Here is a 23029-nt window from a genome sequence, read left to right as displayed (position 1 = left end):
AATCAATGGATCTTCGAGAGCATCGCGTCCCACTTGCCCTGCGCTTTCAGGATCAGCTCCGCGACTTCGCGCACCGCGCCGTGCCCGCCGCGCGCAGTCGTCACATAAGCGGCCACTTCCTTGACGTCGGCCACGGCGTCACCGACCGCCACGGCCAAGCCGACGCGCTTCATCATCGACAGATCGACGAGGTCGTCGCCGACGTAGCAGACTTCGGCATCGGAGATGTTCATCTCCTCGAGCATCTGCGCGTAGGGCTCGGTCTTCTTCTTGATGCCCTCGTGGAAGCGCTTGATCTTCAGCTCCTCGGCGCGATGGCGCACCGCGCCGGATTTCTTCGAGGTGATGATCGCGACCTCGACGCCGCACAGTTGCAGCACGATCACGCCCATGCCGTCCTTGATGTCGAAGTTGCGCGACTCGATGCCTTCGTCATTGATCACGATGCGCCCGTCGGTCATCACGCCATCGACGTCGAGGATCACCAGCTTGATGTTCTTCGCCTGTTCCATGTCTCCATGTCCTCCAGTGACGGCCGCCCCATCGGCGGCCGTGGTTTGTCATGCGGCCAAGGGCTCAGTCGATGCCGTACTCGTGCCAGCGGGCGCGGATCTTCGCCAGCATCTCTTCGTCCATGCGCGCTTCGACCGGCTTCTGCTTCCACTCGTAGGGGATGCAGGCGTCCATCAGGATCCGCGACGTGGTGAGCTTGTCGCCGTTCGGGTCGAGCGCCGGATCGAGCGGCGTCGAGCGGCCGCGCTTGATCAGCTCGGTGCCGCGCGCCGGGTCGTAGCGGCACGACAGCGCCCAGAACACGCGCTGCAGATCGTCGGCCTGGATGTCCTCATCGACCGTGATCACACCCTTCATGCCGTACGAGCCGGTGTTGCTGGCGATCACCGCGTCGGCCACCTGGCGCGAGTGCCCCGGGTAGGCCTGCTTGACCGACACCACCGACCAGAAGCGCCCGGTCGATTCCGGCATCACGCACACCGACTGGATGCCGGGAATGCGCATCTGCTCGAGCTCGGTCCACAAGGTCGCGGTCCGGGTGAAGGCGAGCAGCATATGGACGTCGGTCACCGGGCGGCCCTGGCCGGTGGCCCACAGGATCGGGCTGTTGCGGTGCAGGATCTGCTGCACTTCGAGCACCGGTTTCGGGATCGGCTTGTGCAGTTCGTCGGTGTAGTAGCCGGTGTATTCGGCGAACGGGCCTTCGGGGAGGAAGTTGTTCGGATCGATCTCGCCTTCGAGCACGATCTCGGCCCCGGCCGGCACCGGTAGCCCGGTCAGCGGCGCCATCAGGAACTCGGCCTGCTGGCCGCGCACCGTGCCGGTGATGTCGAAGTCGCTGGCGCCCTTGTGCATCAGCGTGCCGGACATGAAGATCAGCGGATCGCAGCCGATGATCGCCGCCGCGGGCATCTTCTTGCCCATCTTGGCGTACTTCTTCATGATCCGTTCGCCGCGCTTTCCGGGCAGGATCTGCACCCCGCAGCGCTTGTCGTCGAGCATCTGCATGCGGTAGGTGCCGAGGTTGACCTCGCCCGTCTCCGGGTCACGCAGCACCACCGACACCATCGTGCCGATGTAACGGCCGCCGTCGAGGGGGAAGAATTTCGGTACCGGGAACATGTTCAGATCGACCTTGTCGCCGCTGAGCACGTTTTCCAGCACCGGGCCGTCCTTCACTTCCTTCGCCTTGATCAGCCCTTCGGAGGTGATCGTTTTCTTCATCCATTGCTGGGCGGATTCGCACAGCGACAGGTTGTGCGGCAGGCCGAGCATGACGGCGAGGCGTTTGGTGGTCGCGAAGGCCCCGGTGAACACCGGCGTGTCGTAGCCCTTGATGCTTTCGAACAGCAGCGCCGGGCCTTTTTTCTCTTCGGTCAGCTTGGAAACATGGGAAATCTCCAGATTCCAATCGACTTCGGTGGTGATTCTTTTCAGTTCGTGGGCTTCGGCACACTGGTTGATGAAGTAGCGCAGGTCCATGGGTGTCGCTCCTTGGCAGAAATGGGTGAGACCGGGGTGAGGCGGGATGGGTGGGGCTGGGCTCAATGCGCCGCGGCTTGAACGGCCTCGATGACTTCGTAGCCGGCGTGGGCGAGCGCCTCGATGACTGCCGCGACGTTCGCGGCGTGGAAGCGGATGATCACTTTCCGCTCCCGCCCGGCCGAGGCGGCCTCCCTGTCATGGGCCGAGATCGGGTAGATCGCGTGCACCTCGGCGCCGGCGGCTTCGACGGTGTCGATGATGCGGCCCATTGTTCCGGGCTTGAGATCGATCGGGGCCAGGGTGACGCCGCTGCGCTTTTCCCAGGCACCGAGGAAATGCGCCGCCAGCGAGAACATCTCGATTGCCGAAATGATTCCGACGACATTGCCCTTGTCCATCACCGGCAATTGGCCGACGCCGTGTTCCTGGCCGACCTGCAGGCAGTGCTCCATCGTGTCGTCGGCATCGATGGTGGCCGGGTTGCGGACCATGATGTCCTTGACCTTGACCCGGTTCGAGAAGTAGTTGAGCTCGTCGGTGTCCTGGGTCCGCAGCGCGGCATGCGCGGCCCGCAGGCAGCCGGCGCGGGTGATGAGCCCGCGCAGGCGGCCGTCCTCGACGACCGGTAATGCGTGGATATTGGCTTCGGAAAAAATCCGCTTCGCTTCGGACAGCAAGGCGTCCCCGGTGAGCACGATCGGATTGGTCTGCATCCAGTTGCGTACGATCATTTTTTCGTCCTCCTAGCCGAGCCGCTTGCCCGTGATCAGGCTCGATACGATGTAATCCATCGCCGACGTGCTGCCGGTCGTCGCGCTGGCTTTCTGGCGGTTGCTCCAGATCGTTTCGGGCCGGGCCTGGAGGATGAAAATGTTTCCGCCCGCGGGCAGGTTCTTGTCGATCGCCCATTCGATGTCCATCGGGCGGCCGTAATGCTTTTCGATCTTCTTCGCGGCCCAGGCGAGTTCGCTGATTTCGTCGTCGGTAATCGACTGGATGTTCTGGCGCTCGGCAGGGACCGGAAGCGCGATCGATTTCTGGGTCTTCAGATCGACGGTGTGGCACAGCTCCTTCGTCGAAATCGTGCGCTCGATGATGTCGAGGGTGACCTTGTTGACGACGAAGTTGTCCGGCGTGACTTCGCCCGACACCACGGATTCACCGAAGCCGAAATTCGAATCGATGACGATCACCGAACGGTCGCCGGTGCCGGGATGGATCGTGAACATCACCCCCGCGGTATAAGCGTTCGCCATCATCTGGACGCCGACGCTGATCGCGACCTGCTCGTGGGGGAAGCCCATCTTCATCCGGTAGGCGATCGCCCGGCCGGTGTAGAGGCTGGAGATGCAGCGCCGGACATGGTGGATGAGATCATCGACGCCGCGGATCCACAGGTAGGTATCCTGCTGGCCGGCAAAGCTCGCACCGGGCAGGTCCTCGGCGGTCGCGCTCGAACGCACCGCCACCGGCGCCGCGGGCAGATAGCAGCGGACCGACAGCTTGCGGTAGGCCTCGGCGATCAGGTCTTCGAGCTCGATCGGCATCGGGCGCGATTCGATCATTTCGCGGATCGCCCTCGATGCTTCCTCGAGCTTGTCCATGTCCTGGTGGTCGAGGCCTTCGAGGAGCGCGCCGATGTCCGCCTGGATGCCGGCTTCACGCATGAACTGGGCATAGCCGCTGGTGGTCAGGGCAAAGCCCGGCGGCACCCGCACGCCGGCGTTGATCAGTTCGCCCAGGGACGCGCACTTGCCGCCCACCAGCGGGACCGAGTCCTTGCCGCAGGCCTCGAACGGGCAGACCTTCGGTGCGGTGGTGTCGGTGCCGGCGGGGGACAGGGCTATGGTGGAAACGATGCTTCCCATGTCAGTCACTCCCTCAGTCGGTGATGATCGTGATCAGCCCGCTCGAACCATCGACCCGCAGCGTCATACCGGTGCGGATCACGCGCGTCGATAGCCCGGTGCCCACCACCGCCGGCATGCCGTATTCGCGGCATACGATCGCGGCATGGCTCATGACGCCGCCGACATCGGTGACGCAGGCCTTGATCTTGGCGAAGGCCGGCGCCCACGAAGGCGAGGTGGTCGGGGCGACGAGAATTTCGCCCTCCTTCAGGTCGCGGATGTCCTCGGCGCTGCGGCACACGCGTGCCTTGCCTTCGACGCTGCCCGGGCTGGCGGCGAAGCCTTTCAGCTCGGTGATGCTGTCGGGATCGTCGATTTCCTGGACGGCGGCCCAGGCCGAGAGCGAGCTGTTGGTGACCCCCCACAGCACGATGGTGAAGGGCTCCTGGATCACTTCCGGCGCGATGCCGATGGCCGGCGGCGGGCTCCACTCGCGGAACTTCTGCATCACCCCCTTGCGCCATTCGATTTCGGCCGGCCAGGTGGCGGTGCCGCGAGGGGTGACGCCGGTTGCCCAGGCGGTGACCAGATCCCACAGCGCCTGCTTGATTTCATCGCGGCGCAGATACCAGATGTCTTCAATGTCGTCGATCATGCAGTGTTCTTTCATGATCGAAGCGACTTCGCGCATCTTGTTCCAGAACACCGAGTGGAACCAGTGCTCGACGTAGAACAGATGGTTCTCGACGTAGGGGAACACCGTCCGGGCGCAGCCGAGCAGTTCGTCGAACTGCTTGCGGTCCTCGTCGCTGTCGATCAGATCGCGGTACTCGGCGGTGATCCGGTCGCGCTCGGCACGGACCGCTTCCATCGGCCGGTCGATGGCGACACCGGCGTGGATCTTGCCGATATAGGTCTGGATGCCGTCGAGCGGAATGTTGAGGTTGTCGTTCCAGCTGCGGTCGGTGTGGAACCAGCCCGTGCCGGTCGAAATGTTGAACCACGGGTAGCGGGATTTCTCGAATGCTTCGAGCCATTCGGCGCCGTGGCGGTGTGCCGGGAGCGCCGCCTTGACGTCGCTCCACTCCCGATGACCGGTGACGATCGCATCGACTTCGAGGGAAACGGCCTTCTTGGCCAGTTCCTTCAACTCGTCGTCCGGGCGGTACATGATGACGTCGATCCCCGACACCATCTGGGTGACGCGCTGGAGCGGAATGCTCGGAAACAGCTTCTGCGCGAAATCCATGAAGAAGACGTAGGCCGCATAGCCGAGGTTGAGAAACTCGAAGTGGTATTGCCAGCACTTGATGCCGAGGTTGATCAGGTCGTCGTAATTCTTGAGCAGGTGGTAGGCCTTCGATTCACCGACCCCTTCGGTCACCACCGCCATGTCCTCGACGTCGGGCAGGCGGGGAATCTCGAGCGCTTCGAGTTCGGCGATCGTCGTCTCCATCTTCACTTTCCATTTCGCTTCGAGCTCGTCCCAGTTCTTGTAATAGAAACCGGCGCGCTCCATGAAATTGGGTACGCGCTTGCCGATTTCGTCGGGGTCCTTGATCGGAACCGGTGAGATATAGACGTAACCGTTGATGATCCGGTGATCGACACCGCGCACTGGCGGCACCTGGAAAATGCGGTTGTTGAATTGCGACAGCGCGAGATACCAGGCCTCGTCCCAGATCGTGTCGAACGGATAAAGCGGCTCCGGGTAATGCAATCCGTCGTAAAACCAGAAGGTTTCCTTTTCGTACTGGTTGCGCTGCGGATTGTCGGTGACGAACTGGTAGTGGTACGGGTACATCCGCTCCCAGCCTTCGGTTCCCGGAATCGTCTTGGCCTTGATGTCGTGCGGAACAGGAAACTTCATCTGATGCCCCTCCTTTGCTATTTCCGTTGTCGATCGTTGCGACCGGATTTGTTGGACGACGCCTGCCAGGCATCCAATGCAAAGGGTGTGCCACGATTAATTGCGGCGGAGCAGCAATTCAGCCCTCCGGGGCATGCGCGGGGAGCGCTGTATGCCCCTTACGTAGGCCTTTCGAGCATTTCATGCAGTTGCAAAAAAATAAATTTCTGGCGGGGCGTTTCTGCCGGGTAGTTGGAAAAAGCGGCCATCAGACGCGATTCATCAAATGATCAGATTTCCTTCCGGCTGGCTGCCGGATTGATCATTTGATGAACGTAGGGGCTTTCCCCTGTGTCCGGTGCTGCGCAGTCGCGCGCCGGGCCGTTTGATGCACGTCAATACGACCCGTGATGGCTGCGCGTAAAAGGACCAGTTCAGGAGGAGGGGTGATGGCCAAACTTCACGATATGAGCCGCATAGACGGCGGTGATCTCCGGTCGCGCATCCATTTCTGCGCCGATACCGGGCAGATCTGGCTTCATGAGCATCGAATGCTGCTCGTGCATGCCGAGGCGCAGGCGGCCTTGCGCAAGGAGCTGATCGATACGCTCGGCATGGCGCGCGCGCGCGGGCTGCTGCTGCGTATGGGGTTCGCATCCGGTGCCCGCGACGCGGAGCTCGTGCAGACACGGATCAGGACCGGCGACGACCTTGCGGCATTCATGACCGGCCCGCAGCTGCACGCGCTCGAGGGCATTGTCGGCGTCATCCCGCTCCAGCTGGAATTCGACCGCGCCGCCGGCACCTTCAATGCCGAGTTCCGCTGGATCAATTCGTGGGAGGGGCAGTCGCACAAGCGCCACTTCGGAACCTGCTCGGAACCGGTGTGCTGGACCCAGATCGGCTATGCCTGCGGCTACTCCACGGCCTTCATGGGGCGACCGATCCTGTACAAGGAAGCCGAGTGCGCGGGCATGGGTGCCGAGCATTGCCACATCGTCGGCAAGCCGGCCGAGGAATGGCCGGATGCCGAGGAATACAGACGCCTGTTCGCCCCCGAATCGATCGCCGAGCAACTGATCGACCTGCAGGCCCAGGTGGAACAGCTGCGCTCCACGATCGATGAACGCGCCAGGCTGCCTGGCGACATGATCGGCGACTCGCCCGGGTTCCGGTTCGCGCTCAGCTTGCTGCAGCAGGCCGCGGGCAGCAGCATCGCCATTTTGCTGCTCGGCGAAACGGGGGTCGGCAAGGAGCTGTTCACGCGCGCGCTGCACGAAATGAGCGCCCGCCGCGATCGCCCGCTGGTTGCGATCAACTGCGCTGCGATTCCGCACGACCTCGTGGAGGCCGAGCTTTTCGGCGTGGAAAAAGGGGCATACACCGGCGCGCTGGCAGCCCGCCCGGGCAGGTTCGAGCGCGCCAACGGCGGCACCCTGTTCCTGGACGAAATCGGCGATCTGCCGCTGACGGCGCAGAGCAAGCTGCTGCGGGTGCTCCAGGAAGGCGAGGTTGAGCGTTTGGGCGATGACAAGACCCGCCGTATCGACGTCCGCCTCGTCGCCGCGACCAATGCCAGCCTCGCCCAGTTGGTGAAGGAAGGGCGTTTCAGGGCCGACCTGTACTACCGTCTCAATGCTTTCCAGATCGACATTCCGCCGCTGCGCCAGCGCAGGGAGGACATCTCCCCCCTGGCCAAGCATTTCCTCAGGAAATATGCGGCGATCAACGGCAAGAAGCTGCTCGGATTTTCCGACAAGGCGAAGAAGGCGCTGATCGGCCATGCCTGGCCGGGCAACATCCGCGAACTGCAGAACACGGTGGAACGCGGGGTGATCCTTGCGCCGAACGGCGGCCGGGTCGAAGTGGACCACCTTTTCCTGTCCGGTGCGCACATCGAGGATGAAGACGGGTTCGGCCTCGGGCCGAACGGAAAGATCGACACCGAACAGGACTGCCTGGCGCGCAGCCTGTGCAGCGCGGTGTGCGATGGTGCCCTGACGCTCGAGCAGATCGAGATCACCCTGCTCGAAACCGCGCTCGACAAGGCGCGCGGCAACCTGTCTTCGGCGGCGCGCATGCTCGGCCTGACCCGGCCGCAATTCGCCTACCGCCTCAAGCGTCTGCGCGGTGAAGAAAGTGGTGCCGGTCCCGGAGCTGACGTGACCGACACCCTGTCCGGGAGGGCGCACGCATGAACGGGCGCCAGGCCGATGTCCTCGACTGGCTGCGTGCGCACCATACGATGACACTGGCGACGCAGGGCGAACAGGGGGTGTGGGCGGCGGCGGTGTTTTACGCCAGCGACGGTTTCGACCTGTACTTCCTGTCCAAGCCAGGCGCCCGCCACAGCGGCAACATCGCGCGCGATGGGCGTGCCGCGGTGACCATCCAGGAGGACTGCTCCGACTGGCGCGAGGTCAAGGGCATCCAGGCCGAGGGCCATGTCGTGGAGCTGTCGGGCGAAGCGGCAGGGCAGGCGCGCGCGCTCTATGGGGCGAAATACCCCGTCGTCGGCACGCTCGCCGGTGCGCCGGCGGCGATCCTGCAGGCTCTGGCGAAGGTGCACTGGTACCGTTTCGTCCCCGAGCGGCTGTATTTCATCGACAACTCGCGCGGCTTCGGCCACCGGGACGAGATCGACTGCCGCGACGGCAGGCCATGATCCGCGCCGCGCCGGGTGCCGCCCCCGGATGCCGGCGCGCCGCATCCGGTGCGCCGTGCGCGTCCGCGGCCGCCGCCACAGCGGTGGCGAAGGCGGGGCTGAATCTCTAGGATTACGGGGAGGCACGGCTTTCTGCCCGGAGGCGACCCCGATGAACGATCCGAGCGCCACAAGCAGATCTGCGGCGTACACGCCCAGGAACAAGGTCCGCTTCATCACCGCGACCGCGCTGTTCGACGGCCATGATGCCGCGATCAACATCGTGCGCCGGCTGCTGCAGGCGAGCGGGGTGGAGGTCATCCACCTCGGCCACAACCGCTCGGTCGAGGAGGTCGTGAGCGCGGCGCTGCAGGAGGACGTGCACGGCATCGCGGTGAGCAGCTACCAGGGCGGGCACGTCGAGTTCTTCAAGTACCTGATCGACCTGCTCAGGACCCGTGGCGGCGGCCACATCCAGGTGTTCGGCGGCGGCGGCGGGGTGATCGTGCCGGACGAAATCCGCGAACTGCACGCCTACGGCGTGGCGCGGGTGTTTTCGCCGGAGGACGGTGCGCGGATGGGGTTGCAGGGCATGATCGACCGCGTGGTCGAGCGCGCCGACTTCGACCTTGCCGCCGATGCGCCGCAGACTGCCGAAGCGATGCTGGAGGCCTTGGGCGCGGGTGAGCGCGCGGCGCGCCTGCGCCACCTCGCGCGCATCGTCACCGTGCTCGAAAACGGCGTTTGCGGTGCCGAGGCGAAGCAGGCGCTGCGCGCTGCCGCCGCGGCCGTCCATACTCCCGTGCTCGGCATCACCGGCACCGGCGGCGCGGGAAAATCCTCCCTCACCGACGAGCTGGTGCGCCGCTTCCGCCTCGACTTCGACGACCGGCTGAAGATTGCCATCGTCTCCATCGACCCGTCGCGCAAGCGCACCGGCGGCGCGCTGCTGGGCGACCGCATCCGCATGAACGCGATCGCCCACGAGCGCATCTTCATGCGCTCGCTCGCCACCCGCGCCACCGCCTCGGAACTCTCGGCCGCGCTGCCCGAGGTGATCGCGGCGTGCAAGCTCGCCGGTTTCGAGCTGGTCATCGTCGAGACCTCCGGCATCGGCCAGGGCAATGCCGCGATCGTCCCCTTCGTCGATCTGTCCCTCTACGTGATGACGCCCGAGTTCGGCGCGGCGAGCCAGCTGGAGAAGATCGACATGCTTGATTTCGCCGATTTCGTCGCGATCAACAAGTTCGACCGCCAGGGTGGGGCGGATGCGCTGCTCGACGTGTGCAAGCAGGTCCAGCGCAACCGCGCGCTGTTCGACCTGCCGGCCGCGGCGATGCCGGTGTTCGGCACCGTGGCGGCGCGCTTCAACGATGACGGCGTCACCGCGCTGTACCAGGCCTTGCTGCCGGCGCTGGCGGACAGGGGCTTCGACGCGGTTCCGGACGGTGCGGCGGCCCGCCTGCCGGCGGTGACGGTGAAGGCGTCTTCCGCCGGGCGTGCGGCGGTGCCGCCCGCGCGCGTGCGCTACCTCGCCGAGATCGCCGATACCGTGCGCGCGTATCGCGCCGAAGCCGGGCAGCAGGTACGCATCGCCCGCGAGCGCCAGGCGCTGAAGCTCGCCCGGGCGCTGTTCGCGCAGGGCGAGCCCTCGTTGCCGCTGGCGGCGTTCGATGCGCTGATCGCCGCCAAGGACGCCGAGCTCGCCCCCGCCGCGAAGGCCCTGCTCGAACAGTGGCCGGCGACCCGCGCCCGCCTTGCCGGCGCCGCCCCGCCCGATCCCGCATCCGACGCCCCTCACGCGCGCTCCGGCGCGGACGAAGCCCGCCCCCGCCGGTTCCACGAAACCTTGTCGGGCAGCCGGATTCCCCGCGTCGCGCTGCCGGATTTCGACGACGAAGGCGAGCTGCTGCGCTTCCTGCTGCAGGAAAACCTTCCCGGCGCCTTCCCGTTTACCGCCGGCGTGTTTCCCCTCAAGCGCGAAGGCGAAGACCCGACCCGCATGTTCGCCGGCGAAGGCGACGCCTTTCGCACCAACCGCCGCTTCAGGCAGCTGTGCGCGGGGATGGCGGCGCACCGGCTATCCACCGCGTTTGATTCGGTGACCCTGTACGGCTGCGATCCCGCGCTGCGCCCCGACATCTACGGCAAGATCGGCAACGCCGGCGTCAGCATCGCCACCCTCGACGACATGAAGGCGCTGTACGACGGCTTCGACCTGTGCGCGCCGACGACTTCCGTGTCGATGACGATCAACGGCCCCGCGCCGGCCATCCTCGCGTTCTTCTTCAACACCGCGATCGATCAGCAGGTGGCCCGCTTCGAGGCCGACCAGTGCCGCCCTCCGAGCGCGGACGAGTACCGCGAGATCGCGGCGCGGACCCTGGCGAGCGTGCGCGGCACGGTCCAGGCCGACATCCTGAAGGAAGACCAGGGCCAGAACACCTGCATCTTCTCGACCGAGTTCGCGCTGAAGATGATGGGCGACATCCAGGACTACTTCATCCACCACCAGGTGAAGAACTTCTACTCGGTGTCGATTTCGGGCTACCACATCGCCGAAGCGGGGGCGAACCCGATCACTCAGCTTGCGTTCACGCTGGCCAACGGCTTCACCTACGTCGAGTCCTACCTTGCGCGCGGCATGCACATCGACGACTTTGCCCCCAACCTGTCGTTCTTCTTTTCCAACGGCATGGACCCGGAATACGCCGTGATCGGGCGCGTCGCCCGCCGCATCTGGGCGGTGGCGATGCGGGACAAATACGGCGCGAACGAGCGCAGCCAGAAGCTGAAGTACCACGTGCAGACTTCCGGGCGCTCGCTTCACGCGCAGGAAATGGACTTCAACGACATCCGCACCACCTTGCAGGCGCTGATCGCGATCTACGACAACTGCAACTCGCTGCACACCAACGCCTTCGACGAGGCGGTCACCACCCCCACCGAAGCCTCGGTGCGGCGCGCGCTCGCGATCCAGCTCATCCTCAACCGCGAATGGGGGCTGGCGAAAAACGAGAATCCCAACCAGGGCAGCTTCATCATCGACCAGCTCACCGTCCTCGTGGAAGAGGCGGTGCTGCGCGAGTTCGACGCGCTCGCCGCCCGCGGCGGCGTGCTCGGGGCGATGGAGACCGGCTACCAGCGTGGCAGGATCCAGGAAGAGTCGCTGCGCTACGAGCGCGGCAAGCACGACGGTTCGCTGCCGATCGTCGGCGTCAACACCTTCCTCGGCCCGCAGGGGGCGGCGCTCGCTCCTGCGCCCGCGCTGGCGCGCTCGACCGAGGCCGAAAAGCAGTCCCAGCTCGCCCGCCTCGCCGATTTCCACGCCCGCCATCAGGCCGCAGCGCCGCTCTGGCTCGCCCGCCTGCGGCACGCCGTGCTCGAAGAGCGCAACGTGTTCGAGGTGCTGATGGGCGCCGTGCGCCATTGCTCGCTGGGCCAGATCAGCGCGGCGCTGTACGAGGTCGGCGGCCAGTACCGGCGCAACATGTAGCCGGTCGGCCAAGGGCAGGGGGCCGCCCGGGGGCGGTTAGAATGCCGTCCTGTCAAGATTCTGCGGCAAAGGCGGGCGCGACCATGAACCTCACCACTCCGGCACTGCTCTTTCCGGCGATCTCGCTGCTGCTGCTCGCCTACACCAACCGCTTCCTCACCCTCGCCCAGGTCATTCGCCAGCTCAACGCCTCCACCGATCGCGCCGCGGCCCTGGTGCAGCGCCAGCTCCCCGGACTCAAGCGGCGCATCGCCCTGACCCAGTACATGCAGGGCTTCGGCGTGTTCAGCTTCCTGCTGTGCGCGCTGTCGATGTTCGCGCTGTTCGTCGATGCCGAGCTGCCCGGCAAATGGCTGTTCGGCGCCAGCATCCTGAGCCTGACGCTGTCGCTGGTGTTGTCGCTGATCGAAGTGCTGATCTCCACCGAAGCGCTGTCGCTGGTGGTGAAGGACCTGGAGGACGCGGCGCGGCCGGGCCGGGGCGCTTGAGAGGGCGCCCGGGGCGGGCAGGCGGTCGCCGTGGTCCTTCGGGCCTGCTTCTGAAGCTCAGCGGCTGGTCAGTTTCAGCTCGATGCGGCGGTTGCGGGCGAGGGCCTCGTCGCTGCTGCGCACATCCAGCGGGTGGAATTCGCCGTAGCCGGTGGCGGCCAGGCGCTGCGGTGCGATCCCCTGGGTGCGCAGGAACTTGACGATCGCCAGCGCGCGCGCGGTGGACAGCTCCCAGTTCGATGGAAAGCGCGCGGTGGCGATCGGCCGGCGGTCGGTGTGGCCATCGACCTGCAGCACCCACGGCAGATCGGCGGGAATCTCGGCGGCGAGCGTCTTCAGGGTTTCCGCCAGGCGGGTGAGCTGGACCAGGCCTTCGGCGCTGACCTCGTCGGAGGCGGTGGGAAACAGCACCTCGCTGGAAAACACGAAGCGGTCGCCGACGATCTGGATGTCCTTGCGCTTGCCCAGCACCGCCTGCAGGCGGCCGAAAAACTCCGAGCGGTAGCGCGCCAGCTCCTGCACCCGCGCGGCGAGTGCCAGGTTCAGCTCGCGCCCGAGTTCCTCGATGCGCAGGTCCTTGTCGCGGGCGGCGGCCTCGGCCGCGGCGAGCGCATTGTTCAGCTGCTCGAGCTGGGTGCGCACCGCGGCGAGCTGGCGGTTGAGCAGCTCGACCTGGGCGATCGCCTGCGCCGACAGTTCGGTCTGTTCCTTCAACCCGCGCTCGGAAGTGTCGAGCGCGCTCGCCAGGCGCGCGGCCTCGGCTTCGAGCTCGGCCTTCAGCCGCTGCAGCGCGGCGATGTCGGCGCCGAGACGGGCGGCTTCGGTGCGCTGCGCGTCGAGGGCCGCCTGCGCGCCCTGCAGGTCGAGCGCCAAAGCGTCGCGCTCGTGGGTGGCGCTGGCGAGCGAGGCGCTGAGCTCGCCGATGCGGGCGTCGGCGCGCTCGCGGGCGGATTGTTCCAGGCTCAGGGCCTGCGCCAGCGCGGCCAGTTCGGCGTTGAGGCGGGTGAGGGCGCGGTCGCGCCCGCTGACCGCGTCGGCGAGGACGAACTGGCCGATGACGAAGATCAGGATCACGAACACCATCACCATCAGCAGCGAGGCGAGGGCGTCGACGAAGCCGGGCCAGAAATCCAGCGGCCGGCGGCGGCGCGACAGCGAGGCCATGGCTTTCAGTCCGCCTTGTGGCCGCCGAGGGCGGCGGCGATGGTGCGCGACATCAGGCGCAGCTCGTTGCGCAGCTCTTCCGAGAACTGCGCGGTGGACTGCGCGCCCTGGGCGGGCGCGTGGGCGAGCTGGCGGATCAGGCCGTGGAGGTCGTCTTGCGCGCTGGACAGCGCCGACAGGTCGCGCGATTCGCGCGCGATGAGGTCGGCGAGGCGGGTGAGCTGGCCGTTCAGCTCGCCGAGCTGGTCGGCGGTGGCGCGGCGCTCGCGCTCGGACTCCGCGGCCGTGCGCTGCATGCGGTCTAGGCTCTCGGCGGTCTGTTCGAGCAGCGCCTGGACGTAGGCCGGGACGCTGCCTTCGCCCTCGATGCCCATCCCCGAAGGCAGGCGGGTGATGTGCGACAGCCACTCTTCCAGCTCGTTGTAGAAGCGGTTCTGGGCGTGGCCGGACTGGAGGTCGAGAAAGCCCACGATCAGCGAACCGGCGAGCCCGAACAGCGAGGTGGAAAAACTCGTCGCCATCCCGCCCAGCGGTTCGTCGAGCTTGGTCTTGAGCGCCTCGAACATCGCCACCGGGTCGCTGCCCACGCTCATCCCGCCGATGATGTCGCCGATCGAGCGGATCGTCGTCAGCAGGCCCCAGAAAGTGCCGAGCAGGCCGAGGAAGATCAGCAGCCCGATCAGGTAGCGCGACAGGTCGCGCTGTTCTTCGAGGCGGATCTGCACGCTGTCGAGGATCGAGCGCATCGACGCCGGCGACAGGTGGAACTTGCCGCGCTCGCGGCTCGACAGTAGACGCGCCATCGGCGCCAGCAGCACCGGCCGGGACAGGCCCGCCTGCGCACCATCGCTGTACTGGAAATCTTCGATCCACAGCACTTCGTGCTGCAGCCGCCAGACCTGGCGCAGGTTCACCGCGATCCCGACCGCGAGCACGAACAGGATCAGGCCGTTGAACGCGATGTTGGCGGCGAAGGCGTGCTTGAGCTGGGGCACCAGCACGGCGGCCACCAGGGCGACCAGGGCGAGAAAAAGGCCCATCCAGGTGGTGACGTGGACGGGCTTGGTAAACGTCTTCAACGTCTGCTGTTCCAGGGTCATGTGTTCACCGTCGATCGTTCGCGGAGGTGGGCCGTCGTCGCTGCAGCCCGAGGGCCATGGTACCCGCAGCAGGGGCGGATGTGGCCACCGCCGCTGTTGCATTCATGGCGCAGGAAGCACCCCGGCGCAGGGAATGGCTTTTCTCCGCCGGGGCCATGCCCCTACAATGAAGATGGTCTGGGCAGGCTCCGGGAGCGGTTCCGGCCTGGGCGGCGCGGGCCGGCCCGCCAGCTACAGGAGGTTCTCGAAGCGATGGAACAGCGTGTTGCGACCCCCGGCGTAACCCCCTGCGCGCGCCCCGACACGGCGCCTGTCGCCGAGCCGGCCGTGGATGCCGGCGTCGCCAGCTACACCAGCCCCGAGATCCGCCGCGTCCTCGCCAACATGCGCGTGTTGGTCGCCATCTTCGCCATCGCCGAAGTCCTGTCCCTGCCGTCCTCCTTATCCGCCGTCGGCCGCAGCGGGGCGATGACCTATGCCGCGCTCGGCTACGCCGCCTACGCCGGTTGGCTGTGCTGGATCGAGTTCCGCGGCGACCGCCTGTTGTGGCCGCGGCTCATCGCCTGGGTCGATGTCGCCTGGATCCTGACGTTCGCCTGGCTGGCGGCGATGCACAGCAGCCTGCTGATGCTGCTCTTCTTCCCGGTGCTGTTCGCCGCGGTGAGCTTCGGCTTCCTGTCCGGCTTGCTGGTGTCGCTGATCGCCGCCGCACTCACCGCGGCCCAGGTGATGGTCCGGGTGCAGGACGGCGTGGCCACCCTCCCCGAAGCGATGCAGCCGCCCTTGCTGATCCTCGTGTTCGGCCCGGTGGTCGCCGCGCTCGCCTGCGTCGGCATGCGCATCAACGAGCAGATGACGATCGCCGAACGCCTGCTCGCGCGGCTCGACCCGCGCCTGGGGGTGGCGCGCATGGCGGATACCCTGCTGCGCACGCTCGCGCCGCGCTTCGCCGCCGACCGCGGCTGGCTGCTGATCTGGCTGCCGGGCAGCGAAGCGCGCCTGTTCCGGGTCGGTGCCGACGGCAGCTACGCTGAGCTGCACGGAGAACTGCGTGCCACCCTGATCGATGCGCTCGGCCGTTTGCCCGCCACGGTCGCCGCCGCCCACCAGCGCACGGCGCGGCCGCGGCGGTGGTGTTTCGCCGGCCATGTCGGGCTGGAACTCGTCAGCCGCCGGCCGAGCGGCGCCGCGCGCGTCCCGATGCAGCAGCTGGCCGAACTGCTCGAAGCCCGCTCGCTGCTTGCGCTGCCGATCTGCCGGCGCTCCCCGCATCCGAACTGGCTGGTGCTCGACTCGCGCCACCGGCGCTACCGCAGCCGCGACCTCGAGCTGCTGTCGGCGGTGATGGAGCCGCTGGGCCCCCTGATCGAAAACGCCGGCCTGCTCGAATGCCTCGCCGACGAGGCGATGGCTACCGAACGCGCCCGCATCGGCCGCGACCTGCACGACACCGCGATCCAGCCTTACCTGGGTCTCAAGTACGGCATCGAAGCGCTCGCCCGCAAGGCCGCGCCCGACAACCCGCTGCGGGCCGACATCCTGACGCTGCAGGAGGTCACCGTCGGCGAACTGCACAACCTGCGCGAGCTGGTCAGCGGCATGCGCAGCGGCACGAGCGCTGCCGACAACGCCCTGGCGCCGGCGCTGCAGCGCCAGGCCAGTCGTTTCACCGAATTGTTCGGCCTCGATGTCGTGGTACGCTGCGACGCCGGACTGTCGATCGGCCGCCGCCTCGCTGCGGCGATCTTCCCCATCGTCGGCGAGGCGCTCACCAACATCCGCCGCCACACCGCCGCCACCGCCGCGCAGATCATCGTCCACGACCACCCCCAGACGTGCGAGCTGCAGATCCGCAACGCGCACGACCCCGCCACCGCACCGGCCGCCTTCATGCCGCGCTCGATCGCGGAGCGGGTGCACGCCCTCCACGGCAGCGTCCGCGTCGAACTGCAGCAGGCGGGGTTCACCGACCTCATCATCTCCATCCCGAAGGGGCCCGCGGCCCGAGCGAGTGCACCATGACGACATGTACCACGAACACGATCGGCGTCTTCCTGGTCGATGACCACCGCGCCACGCTGTGGGGCCTGGAGCGCCTCATCGACAGCGCCTCCGACCGCATGCGCCTGCTCGGCAGCGCCACCAGCATCGACGAGCTGCTCGCCACGCCGGCCGCCTTCGACGCCGACGTGCTTGTGCTCGACCTCGACCTCGGCGGCGTCGATGCCACCGCCGCGCTGCCCGAACTCGGCCGCCGCCTGCGCGCCCGCATCCTGGTGCTCACCGGTTACCGCGACCACGACGCCCAGTGCCGCGCCGTTGCCGCCGGCGCGCGCGGCGTGGTGCGCAAGGAAGAATCGGTGGAACAGCTGCTGCGCGCGATCGAGCAGGTCCACGCCGGCGACGTCTGGGTCAACCGCGGCATGATCGACGACATCATGGGCCTGCTCAAGGGCCAGCGCGCCGAGCACGACGAGCAGGACGCCCGCATCGCCGGCCTGACCCAGAAGGAAACCGAAGTCGTCGCCGCCGTGCTCCGCCACCGCGGCGCCAAGAGCCTGGTCATCGCCGAAAGCCTCGGTATCAGCGAGCACACCCTGCGCAACCACCTCACCACCATCTACCACAAGCTCGGCGTCCATGGCCGGCTCGAACTCTACGTCTACGCCAAGGAACACCAGATCGGCGCGGCCAATCCCTGAGCGGTGCAGCATGGGCAGGCGCCGATCATCCCGGCACCGCCGGATTCAGCAGCGGGGGCGCTGACCATACCTGCCGGCACCAGTCTGGATGTTTTCTGTTAATGCAAATATCATTACGCGCACCCTCATCCGAACGGTCGCTCCATGACATCGACACCGGCAGCGGAGCAGTACGACAGCCCGTGGAAGGACGCGCTTGAAGAAGCCTTCCCCGAATTCATCGCCTTCTACTTTCCCGACGCCCACAGCCAGATCGACTGGCACCGCGAACACGTCTTCCTCGACCAGGAGCTGCGCCAGGTCACCCGCGACGCGGAACTCGGCCGGCGCTTCGTCGACAAGCTCGTGCGCGTGACACGGCTCGGCGGCGGCGAAGAATGGGTCTATGTCTATGTCGAAGTACAGGGCAGCCGCGAGACGGCCTTCGCCAAGCGCATCTTCGTCTACAACTACCGTCTTTTCGACCGCTACGACCGTCCGGTGGCGAGTTTCGCCGTGCTCGCCGACGACGATCCCGGGTGGAGACCCGAGCAGTTCCGGATCGAAGCCTTCGGCTGCCGCACCGGCATCCGCTTTCCCGTCGCCAAGCTCCTCGACCACGCCGGCGAAGTCGACGCCCTGCTCACCAACACCAATCCGTTCGCGCTGGTCACGGCCGCCCACCTGCTCACCCGCCAGACCCGGCATGATCCCACCGCCCGCTTCCAGGCCAAGCGCCGGCTCGTACGCCTGCTCTACGAGCGCAACTGGAGCAAGCGCCGCGTGCTGCGCCTGTTCTCGGTGCTCGACTGGATGATGCGGCTGCCCAAGTCTCTCGAAGCCAAACTATGGCAGGATATCGAAGACATCGAAGGAGAACGGAAAGTGCGATACGTGACCAGCGTCGAACGGCTCGCCATCGAGCGCGGCCTGCAGAAAGGAATGCAGCAAGGCATGCAGCAGGGTATGCAGCAGGGTATGCAGCAGGGCTTGGAGAAGGGCCTGGAGAAGGGCATCGTCAAAGGTGAAGGCACGATCCTGCGCCGTCAGCTCACCCGCCGTTTCGGCCCGCTGCCGCAGGACATCCTCGATCGCCTCGCCGATGCCGATGCCGCGCAGCTGGAAACCTGGGCCGACCGCGTGATCGATGCGGCGAGCCTCGACGAAGTCTTCGCCGGGGACTGATCGCCACGGGCGGGGCTCTTCATCTTGAATTAGGACAAGTTGCTTACACTGCAAAAAAACCGAGCGGCACGCGGCGCTGGACATCCTCAACAAGATTCGTCAGCTGACCTGGAATTAGCTGTACCACTATGCTCACCCCAGCCGCTTGCTGCCGCCTCGTGCAGCCGTTCCCAGCCCGGGTGAGCGTAATCCGACTGATTGTTCAGGCTGATTGTCACGGGCGAAACGCGCGCTTCCTCCTATAGCCGTAACGATCCGCTTGCCGGTAGTGTCAGTACATCGCGGCCCCTGCCGCATGCACGGAGCACGGCGTCGTGCCTCCCCTCGCGCTCGCTCCCCCGATCGAAGTCCTGCTCGTCGACGACCAGCGTTCCATTCTGGCCGGCGTCGCGGCGCTGATCGAAAGCGAAATCCCCTTCATGCGCATCGTCGGCCAGGCCGTTTCCGGCCGCCAGGCGCTCGATCTGGCGTGCAGCATCCAGCCCGACGTCATCGTGCTCGACGTCGATCTTGGTGGAGAGGACGGACTCGAGTTGATTCCGTTGTTTCGCGACTGCTGTGACGCGTCGATTATCGTGTTTACCAGCTTTTCTGTCCCCGAGGTGCAATACCGCGCATTGCACCTCGGGGCGTCTGATTTTGTTTCGAAGACTGCAACTGGTGATGCCTTGGTTGAAGCGATCCGGAGAACAGTGCGCTAAAAGTGGAGGGGTGAATGTGATAGCTGTCATGAATGAATTGATTCGTACCTCATAAGCAGAGAAGCAGCGATGATGATGCCGCAGACTTTCATGACTCTCCTTGTGTCTTCTGTATTGGCTGTGATTGCGCACACGGTAGCGGGTTCTCATGCAATAAACCCGATCGGGACAAATCAGATATCTGTTCAGCTGGGCCTGTTGTTCTTTTTTGCGGCTTCGACTTCTCTATTGATTCTAGTGGATTCAATTCGACTTGCACCTCGCTTTGCCGCGGGGGAGGATGGGAAGCTCGATTTTCGAGCTCTTGTCCGAGCACTCTCCAGACCAGGGAGTGAAGCGATGCTGGTTGTGTTGATTGCAGCCTACGGGATTGGCGCTACTGCGAACCTTGTCGAGTTTTATAGAATTGACAGCAGCGTCTGGTACGACTATTGGCTGTGGGAAAACGAGAGGTTTCTGTTTGCATTCTTGCTTGATCAGGCGGTGAATATCCCGATATTCTGGGACACCATTTATCAGATTCTTTGGCTCGTCCTGTTTCTGGGGCTAGCAGGTCTTGCCCGTTCCGGCCACCTTGAACTGGTCGCCGAGGCTCTTTGTGCCGTGGTCATAGCATTCCACTTGACAAGATACGTCGCTATTTATTTTCCAACCGCCGGACCGGTATTCTATAAGCCAGAACTCTTCGATCTTTCCGGGACAGGAAGTGCTTCGTTGATCGAGCTGCTGAAAGATTACATGGTCGGGCGGATAGCGCAGAATGGTTTTCTGCCTGGAACGCAGGCATTTCCAAGTCTTCACGTTGCTCTTGCCTGGTGCGCAGTCGTCGTAATGGCGCGTAAGTGGCGTTGGACGCTTTGGATGACCCTGCCGTGGTTCTTGCTGAATTGGTTGGCGACCATTTTCCTCGGATGGCACTACGCAATCGATGGGGTCGGTGGAGTCGCAGTGATGTCGGTTGCGCTTCTCATGTCACATGGCCTCATGCGAGTTGCTTCAAGGTTTAGAATGCCAAGTTACTTTTTACGAGGCACGTCGTCGATGCCTGAAGCGGCAGAGCCAGAAATAAAAAGGAAGGGGGTGAGGCCGGATATGGCTACCCAGTCGGATAGGAGGGTATTGTCGAGTCGACATGTCCGGTAGAAAGAAACGTATCTCACTATGTCTGCGACCGAAAATATCGTGAGCATCACGCGTTCGAACGTGAGAACGTTTGGTTTGTCATGGCCATTGCTGGTGGCTATGGCGGCACTCATCGGGGTATTAGGAAAGTTGCGGCCAGATAGTTTACTGACGGACCCCGATACGTATTGGCACCTCGCAACCGGACGCTGGATTCTCGAGAACGCTGCGGTGCCACAGAACGATCCGTTCTCACATTCGATGCCTGGTGCCGCGTGGATGGCGCACGAGTGGCTTTCTGAAGTAGTGCTTTCCGGTGTTTTTCAAATTGCAGGATGGCCGGGATTGGTGATCGGTGTCGCGCTGGTGTTCGCCGCTACTTTGGCCTATGTGATGCGATTCCTGCTCGCACGCATGGAACCGGTGCATGCACTGTTATTCACGGCTCTTGCTGCTGGGATGTCGATGGGGCATCTGCTCGCCCGTCCCCACGTTCTCGTTTGGCCGCTGCTTGTCCTGTGGGTAGGGGGGCTGGTCAATGCAGTGGAGAATGGACGCAGTCCGTCATGGTGGTTGCTGGCGTTGTTGGCACTGTGGGCCAATCTCCATGGCAGCTTTACGCTTGGCCTCGCTTTGGCCGTAGCGTTGGCAGTCGAGGCTGTGTCGAACTGCACCGCTGGGCAACGACGCGAGATGGGGTGGCGGTGGGCGAAGTTTCTGGGTCTGGCGGTGGTCGCCGCGATGATGACGCCGTCGGGCTGGCAAGGGCTTTGGTATCCCGCCCAGGTGACGAGCATGGCCCTTGCCCTGGACGTGATTCAGGAATGGCGTTCTCCCGATTTTCACAAACCCCAGATCATTGAACTCTGGCTGATGTTGCTGCTGGCCACCGCATGTTCGGGCCGGGTGCGACTTCCTCTGCTGCGCCTGATTTTAGTATTGGGCCTCGCTCACCTCGCGCTCAAGCATCAGCGGCATATTGCGGTTCTTGGACTTGTTACGCCGTTCCTGATGGCTGCGCCGCTCGCATTTCAGTGGCGTGCCACTCGGGGGATGGGGCGTGATGCCGCATCGTTGGACCGGATCTTTGCTGCATTGGCCGCTCCGGCGCGGTGGGGGGCGATCGTGGCCGCAGCAATGCTGACTACGCTGGTGATCGGGGTTGGACTGCAAGTCGGCCGATTTACGCCCGCTTCCGCGACTACACCGGAAGCCGCTGTCAACGCTGCGCTTCAGTCGGGTGTGGCTGGCCCGGTTCTCAATTCCTACAATTTCGGGGGCTACCTGATCTACCGTGGGGTGCCCGTGTTTATCGATGGGCGCGCCGACATGTATGGAGATGCTCTGCTGGAGCGATATCTCGATGCATTGAAATTGAAATCGACGGGCACGCTGCCGGATCTGCTGGCGGACTATCGTATTGCCTGGACGTTACTCGAACCGGGGACACCGGCCGTGGTGCTGCTCGATCGATTGCCAGGCTGGCGCCGTATTTATTCGGATGAAATCGCCGTGGTTCATGTCCATTACGGTGACGGTGCTACACCATAGGGATGCGGAATGGACTACGGTTGTGGAAAGGTTATGAAGTTTCCCTATTTTTCGGAAGCGCTGCCGGCAGCGAGGCGTGTTTCAGTGCTCTGTAGATCTGGCTAATTAAAGCACCACAAGCGGCTGGCGATAAAAGTAATGATTGGAATGATCATTGCCGAGCAGGCAGCGGAAAAGGCTGGATCAGCAGGGAGGTAGTGAAGAGCAGTAATCAATATAGCGCTGTTAAAAATAAATGCGCTGATGGATATAAGAAAAAACCGAAACGCAGCCCTTCTGGCTGAACGGTGAGCGCTGAATGTCCATAGGTAATTCCCTGTGAATGAAAATCCGAATGCGATTGAGAAGGCCAAAGTGTTGGCGGCGATGATTGGTAGCGTCGTTATTGAAAGCAGCAGCCAAGCGATTGCGACGTGCAATGTGGTTGATAGAATTCCAACGAGTCCGAAGCGAGCCGTCAGGAGTAGCTCTGAAATAAATATAGAGCGGCTCCCTGTTTTTCTAACTGGCTCCATAAGTAAATTCCTGGTCAGCGCTTTTCAGCAACGCAGAAGGCAGTCAAGCCTGCGGCACGATTGAATTTCATCAGCGGCAGTTCAAGTCTGCAAATGGTAGCCAAGATACTGTTTGTAATGGGGTTGTGCGGTGATAGTTGTGAACGATCTGGTATGTTGCGGCTCTTCGTGATGCGTCCGAATAGCCGTATGGCAGCGGCAATAGGAAAAACAGCCCCAAAATAGTACGCGCCGCGCAAAACAGTAAGCCCCGCACGGATGGCGATGTTCTCGATTTGGCTCAGCGTATAGCGGCGCTTGTGCTCCAGGAAAATGTCATGGCTGCTCCATAAAAAATAAAATGCTGGAACGGAAATCAGAAATCTAGCTCCGGTTGGTACTTTTTCAGCGTAGAGTTCCAGAAAATCAACATCGTCATCGACGTGCTCGAGGACGTCCATCAATAGAACAAGGTCGGCGTCAATATGATCAATGTGGCGCCGGAAATGAATTCTCTTTTCCATCTCAAGAGCATCTGAGTCGTTGGGGTAGCTGGTGTCTACGCACCATGCCTCTTTGGTCTCAGAGTTAAGGACATGTCGTTATACACAACTCCCGTCACTCGGCCTCCTCGCGTAGCGCCTGTATGGTGGCGGCGGCATCCATGACGCGCTGCAAGCCGAGCCAGATGGTCTTGACGCCCGGC

At 64.3% G+C, this 23029-nt stretch carries 19 protein-coding genes; 10 read left to right on the top strand and 9 right to left on the bottom strand.

Going from position 1 to position 23029, the window contains the following annotated elements; genetic code table 11:
* Positions 1–2: 2 nt before the first annotated feature.
* From ppcD to MXC99_RS04440, 5 genes are all read right to left on the bottom strand, one after another.
* Positions 3–512, bottom strand: a complete 510-nt coding sequence (gene ppcD, locus MXC99_RS04460; RefSeq protein WP_107221736.1) for a phenylphosphate carboxylase subunit delta — start codon at positions 510–512, stop codon at positions 3–5.
* A gap of 64 nt (positions 513–576) precedes the next feature.
* A complete protein-coding gene (gene ppcB, locus MXC99_RS04455) occupies positions 577–1995 on the bottom strand; it encodes a phenylphosphate carboxylase subunit beta (RefSeq protein WP_247724348.1) in 1419 nt (472 codons plus the stop codon).
* A gap of 62 nt (positions 1996–2057) precedes the next feature.
* Complete coding sequence (locus MXC99_RS04450; protein ID WP_247724347.1) at positions 2058–2729, bottom strand: CBS domain-containing protein; 672 nt, start codon at positions 2727–2729, stop codon at positions 2058–2060.
* A gap of 12 nt (positions 2730–2741) precedes the next feature.
* Positions 2742–3866 (bottom strand): PEP/pyruvate-binding domain-containing protein, encoded by a 1125-nt coding sequence (locus MXC99_RS04445; protein WP_247724346.1) that lies wholly within the window; start codon positions 3864–3866, stop codon positions 2742–2744.
* 13 nt (positions 3867–3879) lie between these two features.
* Positions 3880–5718, bottom strand: coding sequence for a PEP-utilizing enzyme (locus MXC99_RS04440; RefSeq protein WP_247724345.1), 1839 nt, complete (start codon positions 5716–5718; stop codon positions 3880–3882).
* A 482-nt stretch (positions 5719–6200) separates the two neighbouring features.
* Between MXC99_RS04440 and MXC99_RS04435 the strand changes: the two genes are divergently transcribed.
* From MXC99_RS04435 to MXC99_RS04420, 4 genes are all read left to right on the top strand, one after another.
* Entirely contained in the window at positions 6201–7895 is a 1695-nt protein-coding gene (locus MXC99_RS04435; protein WP_247724367.1) for a sigma-54-dependent Fis family transcriptional regulator, read from the top strand.
* A complete protein-coding gene (locus MXC99_RS04430) occupies positions 7892–8362 on the top strand; it encodes a pyridoxamine 5'-phosphate oxidase family protein (protein WP_247724344.1) in 471 nt (156 codons plus the stop codon). The genes MXC99_RS04435 and MXC99_RS04430 overlap by 4 nt, the downstream gene beginning before the upstream one ends.
* Positions 8363–8513: 151 nt before the next feature.
* The gene (icmF, locus tag MXC99_RS04425; RefSeq protein ID WP_247724343.1) at positions 8514–11837 is read left to right on the top strand and encodes a fused isobutyryl-CoA mutase/GTPase IcmF; all 3324 of its coding nucleotides are present in this window, start codon (positions 8514–8516) and stop codon (positions 11835–11837) included.
* Positions 11838–11920: 83 nt separating this feature from the next.
* Positions 11921–12325 (top strand): DUF2721 domain-containing protein, encoded by a 405-nt coding sequence (locus tag MXC99_RS04420; protein WP_247724342.1) that lies wholly within the window; start codon positions 11921–11923, stop codon positions 12323–12325.
* A gap of 57 nt (positions 12326–12382) precedes the next feature.
* Here MXC99_RS04420 and MXC99_RS04415 read toward each other — a convergent pair whose 3' ends face one another.
* Positions 12383–13489, bottom strand: a complete 1107-nt coding sequence (locus tag MXC99_RS04415; protein WP_247724341.1) for a peptidoglycan -binding protein — start codon at positions 13487–13489, stop codon at positions 12383–12385.
* Positions 13490–13494: 5 nt separating this feature from the next.
* Complete coding sequence (locus MXC99_RS04410) at positions 13495–14589, bottom strand: flagellar motor protein MotA (protein ID WP_247724340.1); 1095 nt, start codon at positions 14587–14589, stop codon at positions 13495–13497.
* A 252-nt stretch (positions 14590–14841) separates the two neighbouring features.
* Between MXC99_RS04410 and MXC99_RS04405 the strand changes: the two genes are divergently transcribed.
* From MXC99_RS04405 to MXC99_RS04380, 6 genes are all read left to right on the top strand, one after another.
* Positions 14842–16611 carry a sensor histidine kinase gene (locus MXC99_RS04405; RefSeq protein ID WP_247724339.1) on the top strand — a complete coding sequence of 590 codons (1770 nt, stop codon included), beginning with the start codon at positions 14842–14844 and terminating at the stop codon, positions 16609–16611.
* Positions 16608–17291 carry a response regulator transcription factor gene (locus tag MXC99_RS04400; RefSeq protein WP_247724338.1) on the top strand — a complete coding sequence of 228 codons (684 nt, stop codon included), beginning with the start codon at positions 16608–16610 and terminating at the stop codon, positions 17289–17291. The genes MXC99_RS04405 and MXC99_RS04400 overlap by 4 nt, the downstream gene beginning before the upstream one ends.
* 144 nt (positions 17292–17435) lie before the next feature.
* Entirely contained in the window at positions 17436–18455 is a 1020-nt protein-coding gene (locus MXC99_RS04395; RefSeq protein ID WP_247724337.1) for a DUF4351 domain-containing protein, read from the top strand.
* Between the two features lie 314 nt (positions 18456–18769).
* The gene (locus MXC99_RS04390) at positions 18770–19156 is read left to right on the top strand and encodes a response regulator (protein WP_247724336.1); all 387 of its coding nucleotides are present in this window, start codon (positions 18770–18772) and stop codon (positions 19154–19156) included.
* Between the two features lie 69 nt (positions 19157–19225).
* The gene (locus MXC99_RS04385) at positions 19226–20299 is read left to right on the top strand and encodes a phosphatase PAP2 family protein (RefSeq protein WP_247724335.1); all 1074 of its coding nucleotides are present in this window, start codon (positions 19226–19228) and stop codon (positions 20297–20299) included.
* An 18-nt stretch (positions 20300–20317) separates the two neighbouring features.
* The gene (locus MXC99_RS04380) at positions 20318–21829 is read left to right on the top strand and encodes a hypothetical protein (RefSeq protein WP_247724334.1); all 1512 of its coding nucleotides are present in this window, start codon (positions 20318–20320) and stop codon (positions 21827–21829) included.
* 101 nt (positions 21830–21930) lie between these two features.
* Here the strand turns inward: MXC99_RS04380 and MXC99_RS04375 are convergent, their stop codons facing one another.
* Both MXC99_RS04375 and MXC99_RS04370 read right to left on the bottom strand, forming a co-directional pair.
* Positions 21931–22344 (bottom strand): GtrA family protein, encoded by a 414-nt coding sequence (locus tag MXC99_RS04375; protein ID WP_247724333.1) that lies wholly within the window; start codon positions 22342–22344, stop codon positions 21931–21933.
* Between the two features lie 14 nt (positions 22345–22358).
* A complete protein-coding gene (locus tag MXC99_RS04370) occupies positions 22359–22847 on the bottom strand; it encodes a class I SAM-dependent methyltransferase (protein WP_247724332.1) in 489 nt (162 codons plus the stop codon).
* Positions 22848–23029: the final 182 nt, after the last annotated feature.

The sequence above is a fragment of the Thauera aromatica genome (assembly GCF_023093595.1).
Classification (GTDB): Bacteria; Pseudomonadota; Gammaproteobacteria; order Burkholderiales; family Rhodocyclaceae; genus Thauera; species Thauera aromatica_A.
Note: the sequence above shows the minus strand (reverse complement) of the source record. Positions and strands in the feature narration are given on the sequence as shown.

Excerpts from the sequence above, each read along its gene's own strand:
- ppcB (WP_247724348.1), bottom strand. The coding sequence starts at position 1,995 with ATGGACCTGCGCTACTTCATCAACCAGTGTGCCGAAGCCCACGAACTG.
- MXC99_RS04445 (WP_247724346.1), bottom strand. The coding sequence starts at position 3,866 with ATGGGAAGCATCGTTTCCACCATAGCCCTGTCCCCCGCCGGCACCGAC.
- MXC99_RS04440 (WP_247724345.1), bottom strand. The coding sequence starts at position 5,718 with ATGAAGTTTCCTGTTCCGCACGACATCAAGGCCAAGACGATTCCGGGA.
- MXC99_RS04420 (WP_247724342.1), top strand. The coding sequence starts at position 11,921 with ATGAACCTCACCACTCCGGCACTGCTCTTTCCGGCGATCTCGCTGCTG.
- MXC99_RS04400 (WP_247724338.1), top strand. The coding sequence starts at position 16,608 with ATGACGACATGTACCACGAACACGATCGGCGTCTTCCTGGTCGATGAC.
- MXC99_RS04415 (WP_247724341.1), bottom strand. The coding sequence starts at position 13,489 with ATGGCCTCGCTGTCGCGCCGCCGCCGGCCGCTGGATTTCTGGCCCGGC.
- MXC99_RS04395 (WP_247724337.1), top strand. The coding sequence starts at position 17,436 with ATGACATCGACACCGGCAGCGGAGCAGTACGACAGCCCGTGGAAGGAC.
- MXC99_RS04375 (WP_247724333.1), bottom strand. The coding sequence starts at position 22,344 with ATGGAGCCAGTTAGAAAAACAGGGAGCCGCTCTATATTTATTTCAGAG.
- MXC99_RS04430 (WP_247724344.1), top strand. The coding sequence starts at position 7,892 with ATGAACGGGCGCCAGGCCGATGTCCTCGACTGGCTGCGTGCGCACCAT.
- MXC99_RS04370 (WP_247724332.1), bottom strand. The coding sequence starts at position 22,847 with ATGGAAAAGAGAATTCATTTCCGGCGCCACATTGATCATATTGACGCC.
- MXC99_RS04410 (WP_247724340.1), bottom strand. The coding sequence starts at position 14,589 with ATGACCCTGGAACAGCAGACGTTGAAGACGTTTACCAAGCCCGTCCAC.
- MXC99_RS04385 (WP_247724335.1), top strand. The coding sequence starts at position 19,226 with ATGATGATGCCGCAGACTTTCATGACTCTCCTTGTGTCTTCTGTATTG.
- ppcD (WP_107221736.1), bottom strand. The coding sequence starts at position 512 with ATGGAACAGGCGAAGAACATCAAGCTGGTGATCCTCGACGTCGATGGC.
- MXC99_RS04380 (WP_247724334.1), top strand. The coding sequence starts at position 20,318 with ATGTCTGCGACCGAAAATATCGTGAGCATCACGCGTTCGAACGTGAGA.
- MXC99_RS04450 (WP_247724347.1), bottom strand. The coding sequence starts at position 2,729 with ATGATCGTACGCAACTGGATGCAGACCAATCCGATCGTGCTCACCGGG.
- MXC99_RS04405 (WP_247724339.1), top strand. The coding sequence starts at position 14,842 with ATGGAACAGCGTGTTGCGACCCCCGGCGTAACCCCCTGCGCGCGCCCC.
- icmF (WP_247724343.1), top strand. The coding sequence starts at position 8,514 with ATGAACGATCCGAGCGCCACAAGCAGATCTGCGGCGTACACGCCCAGG.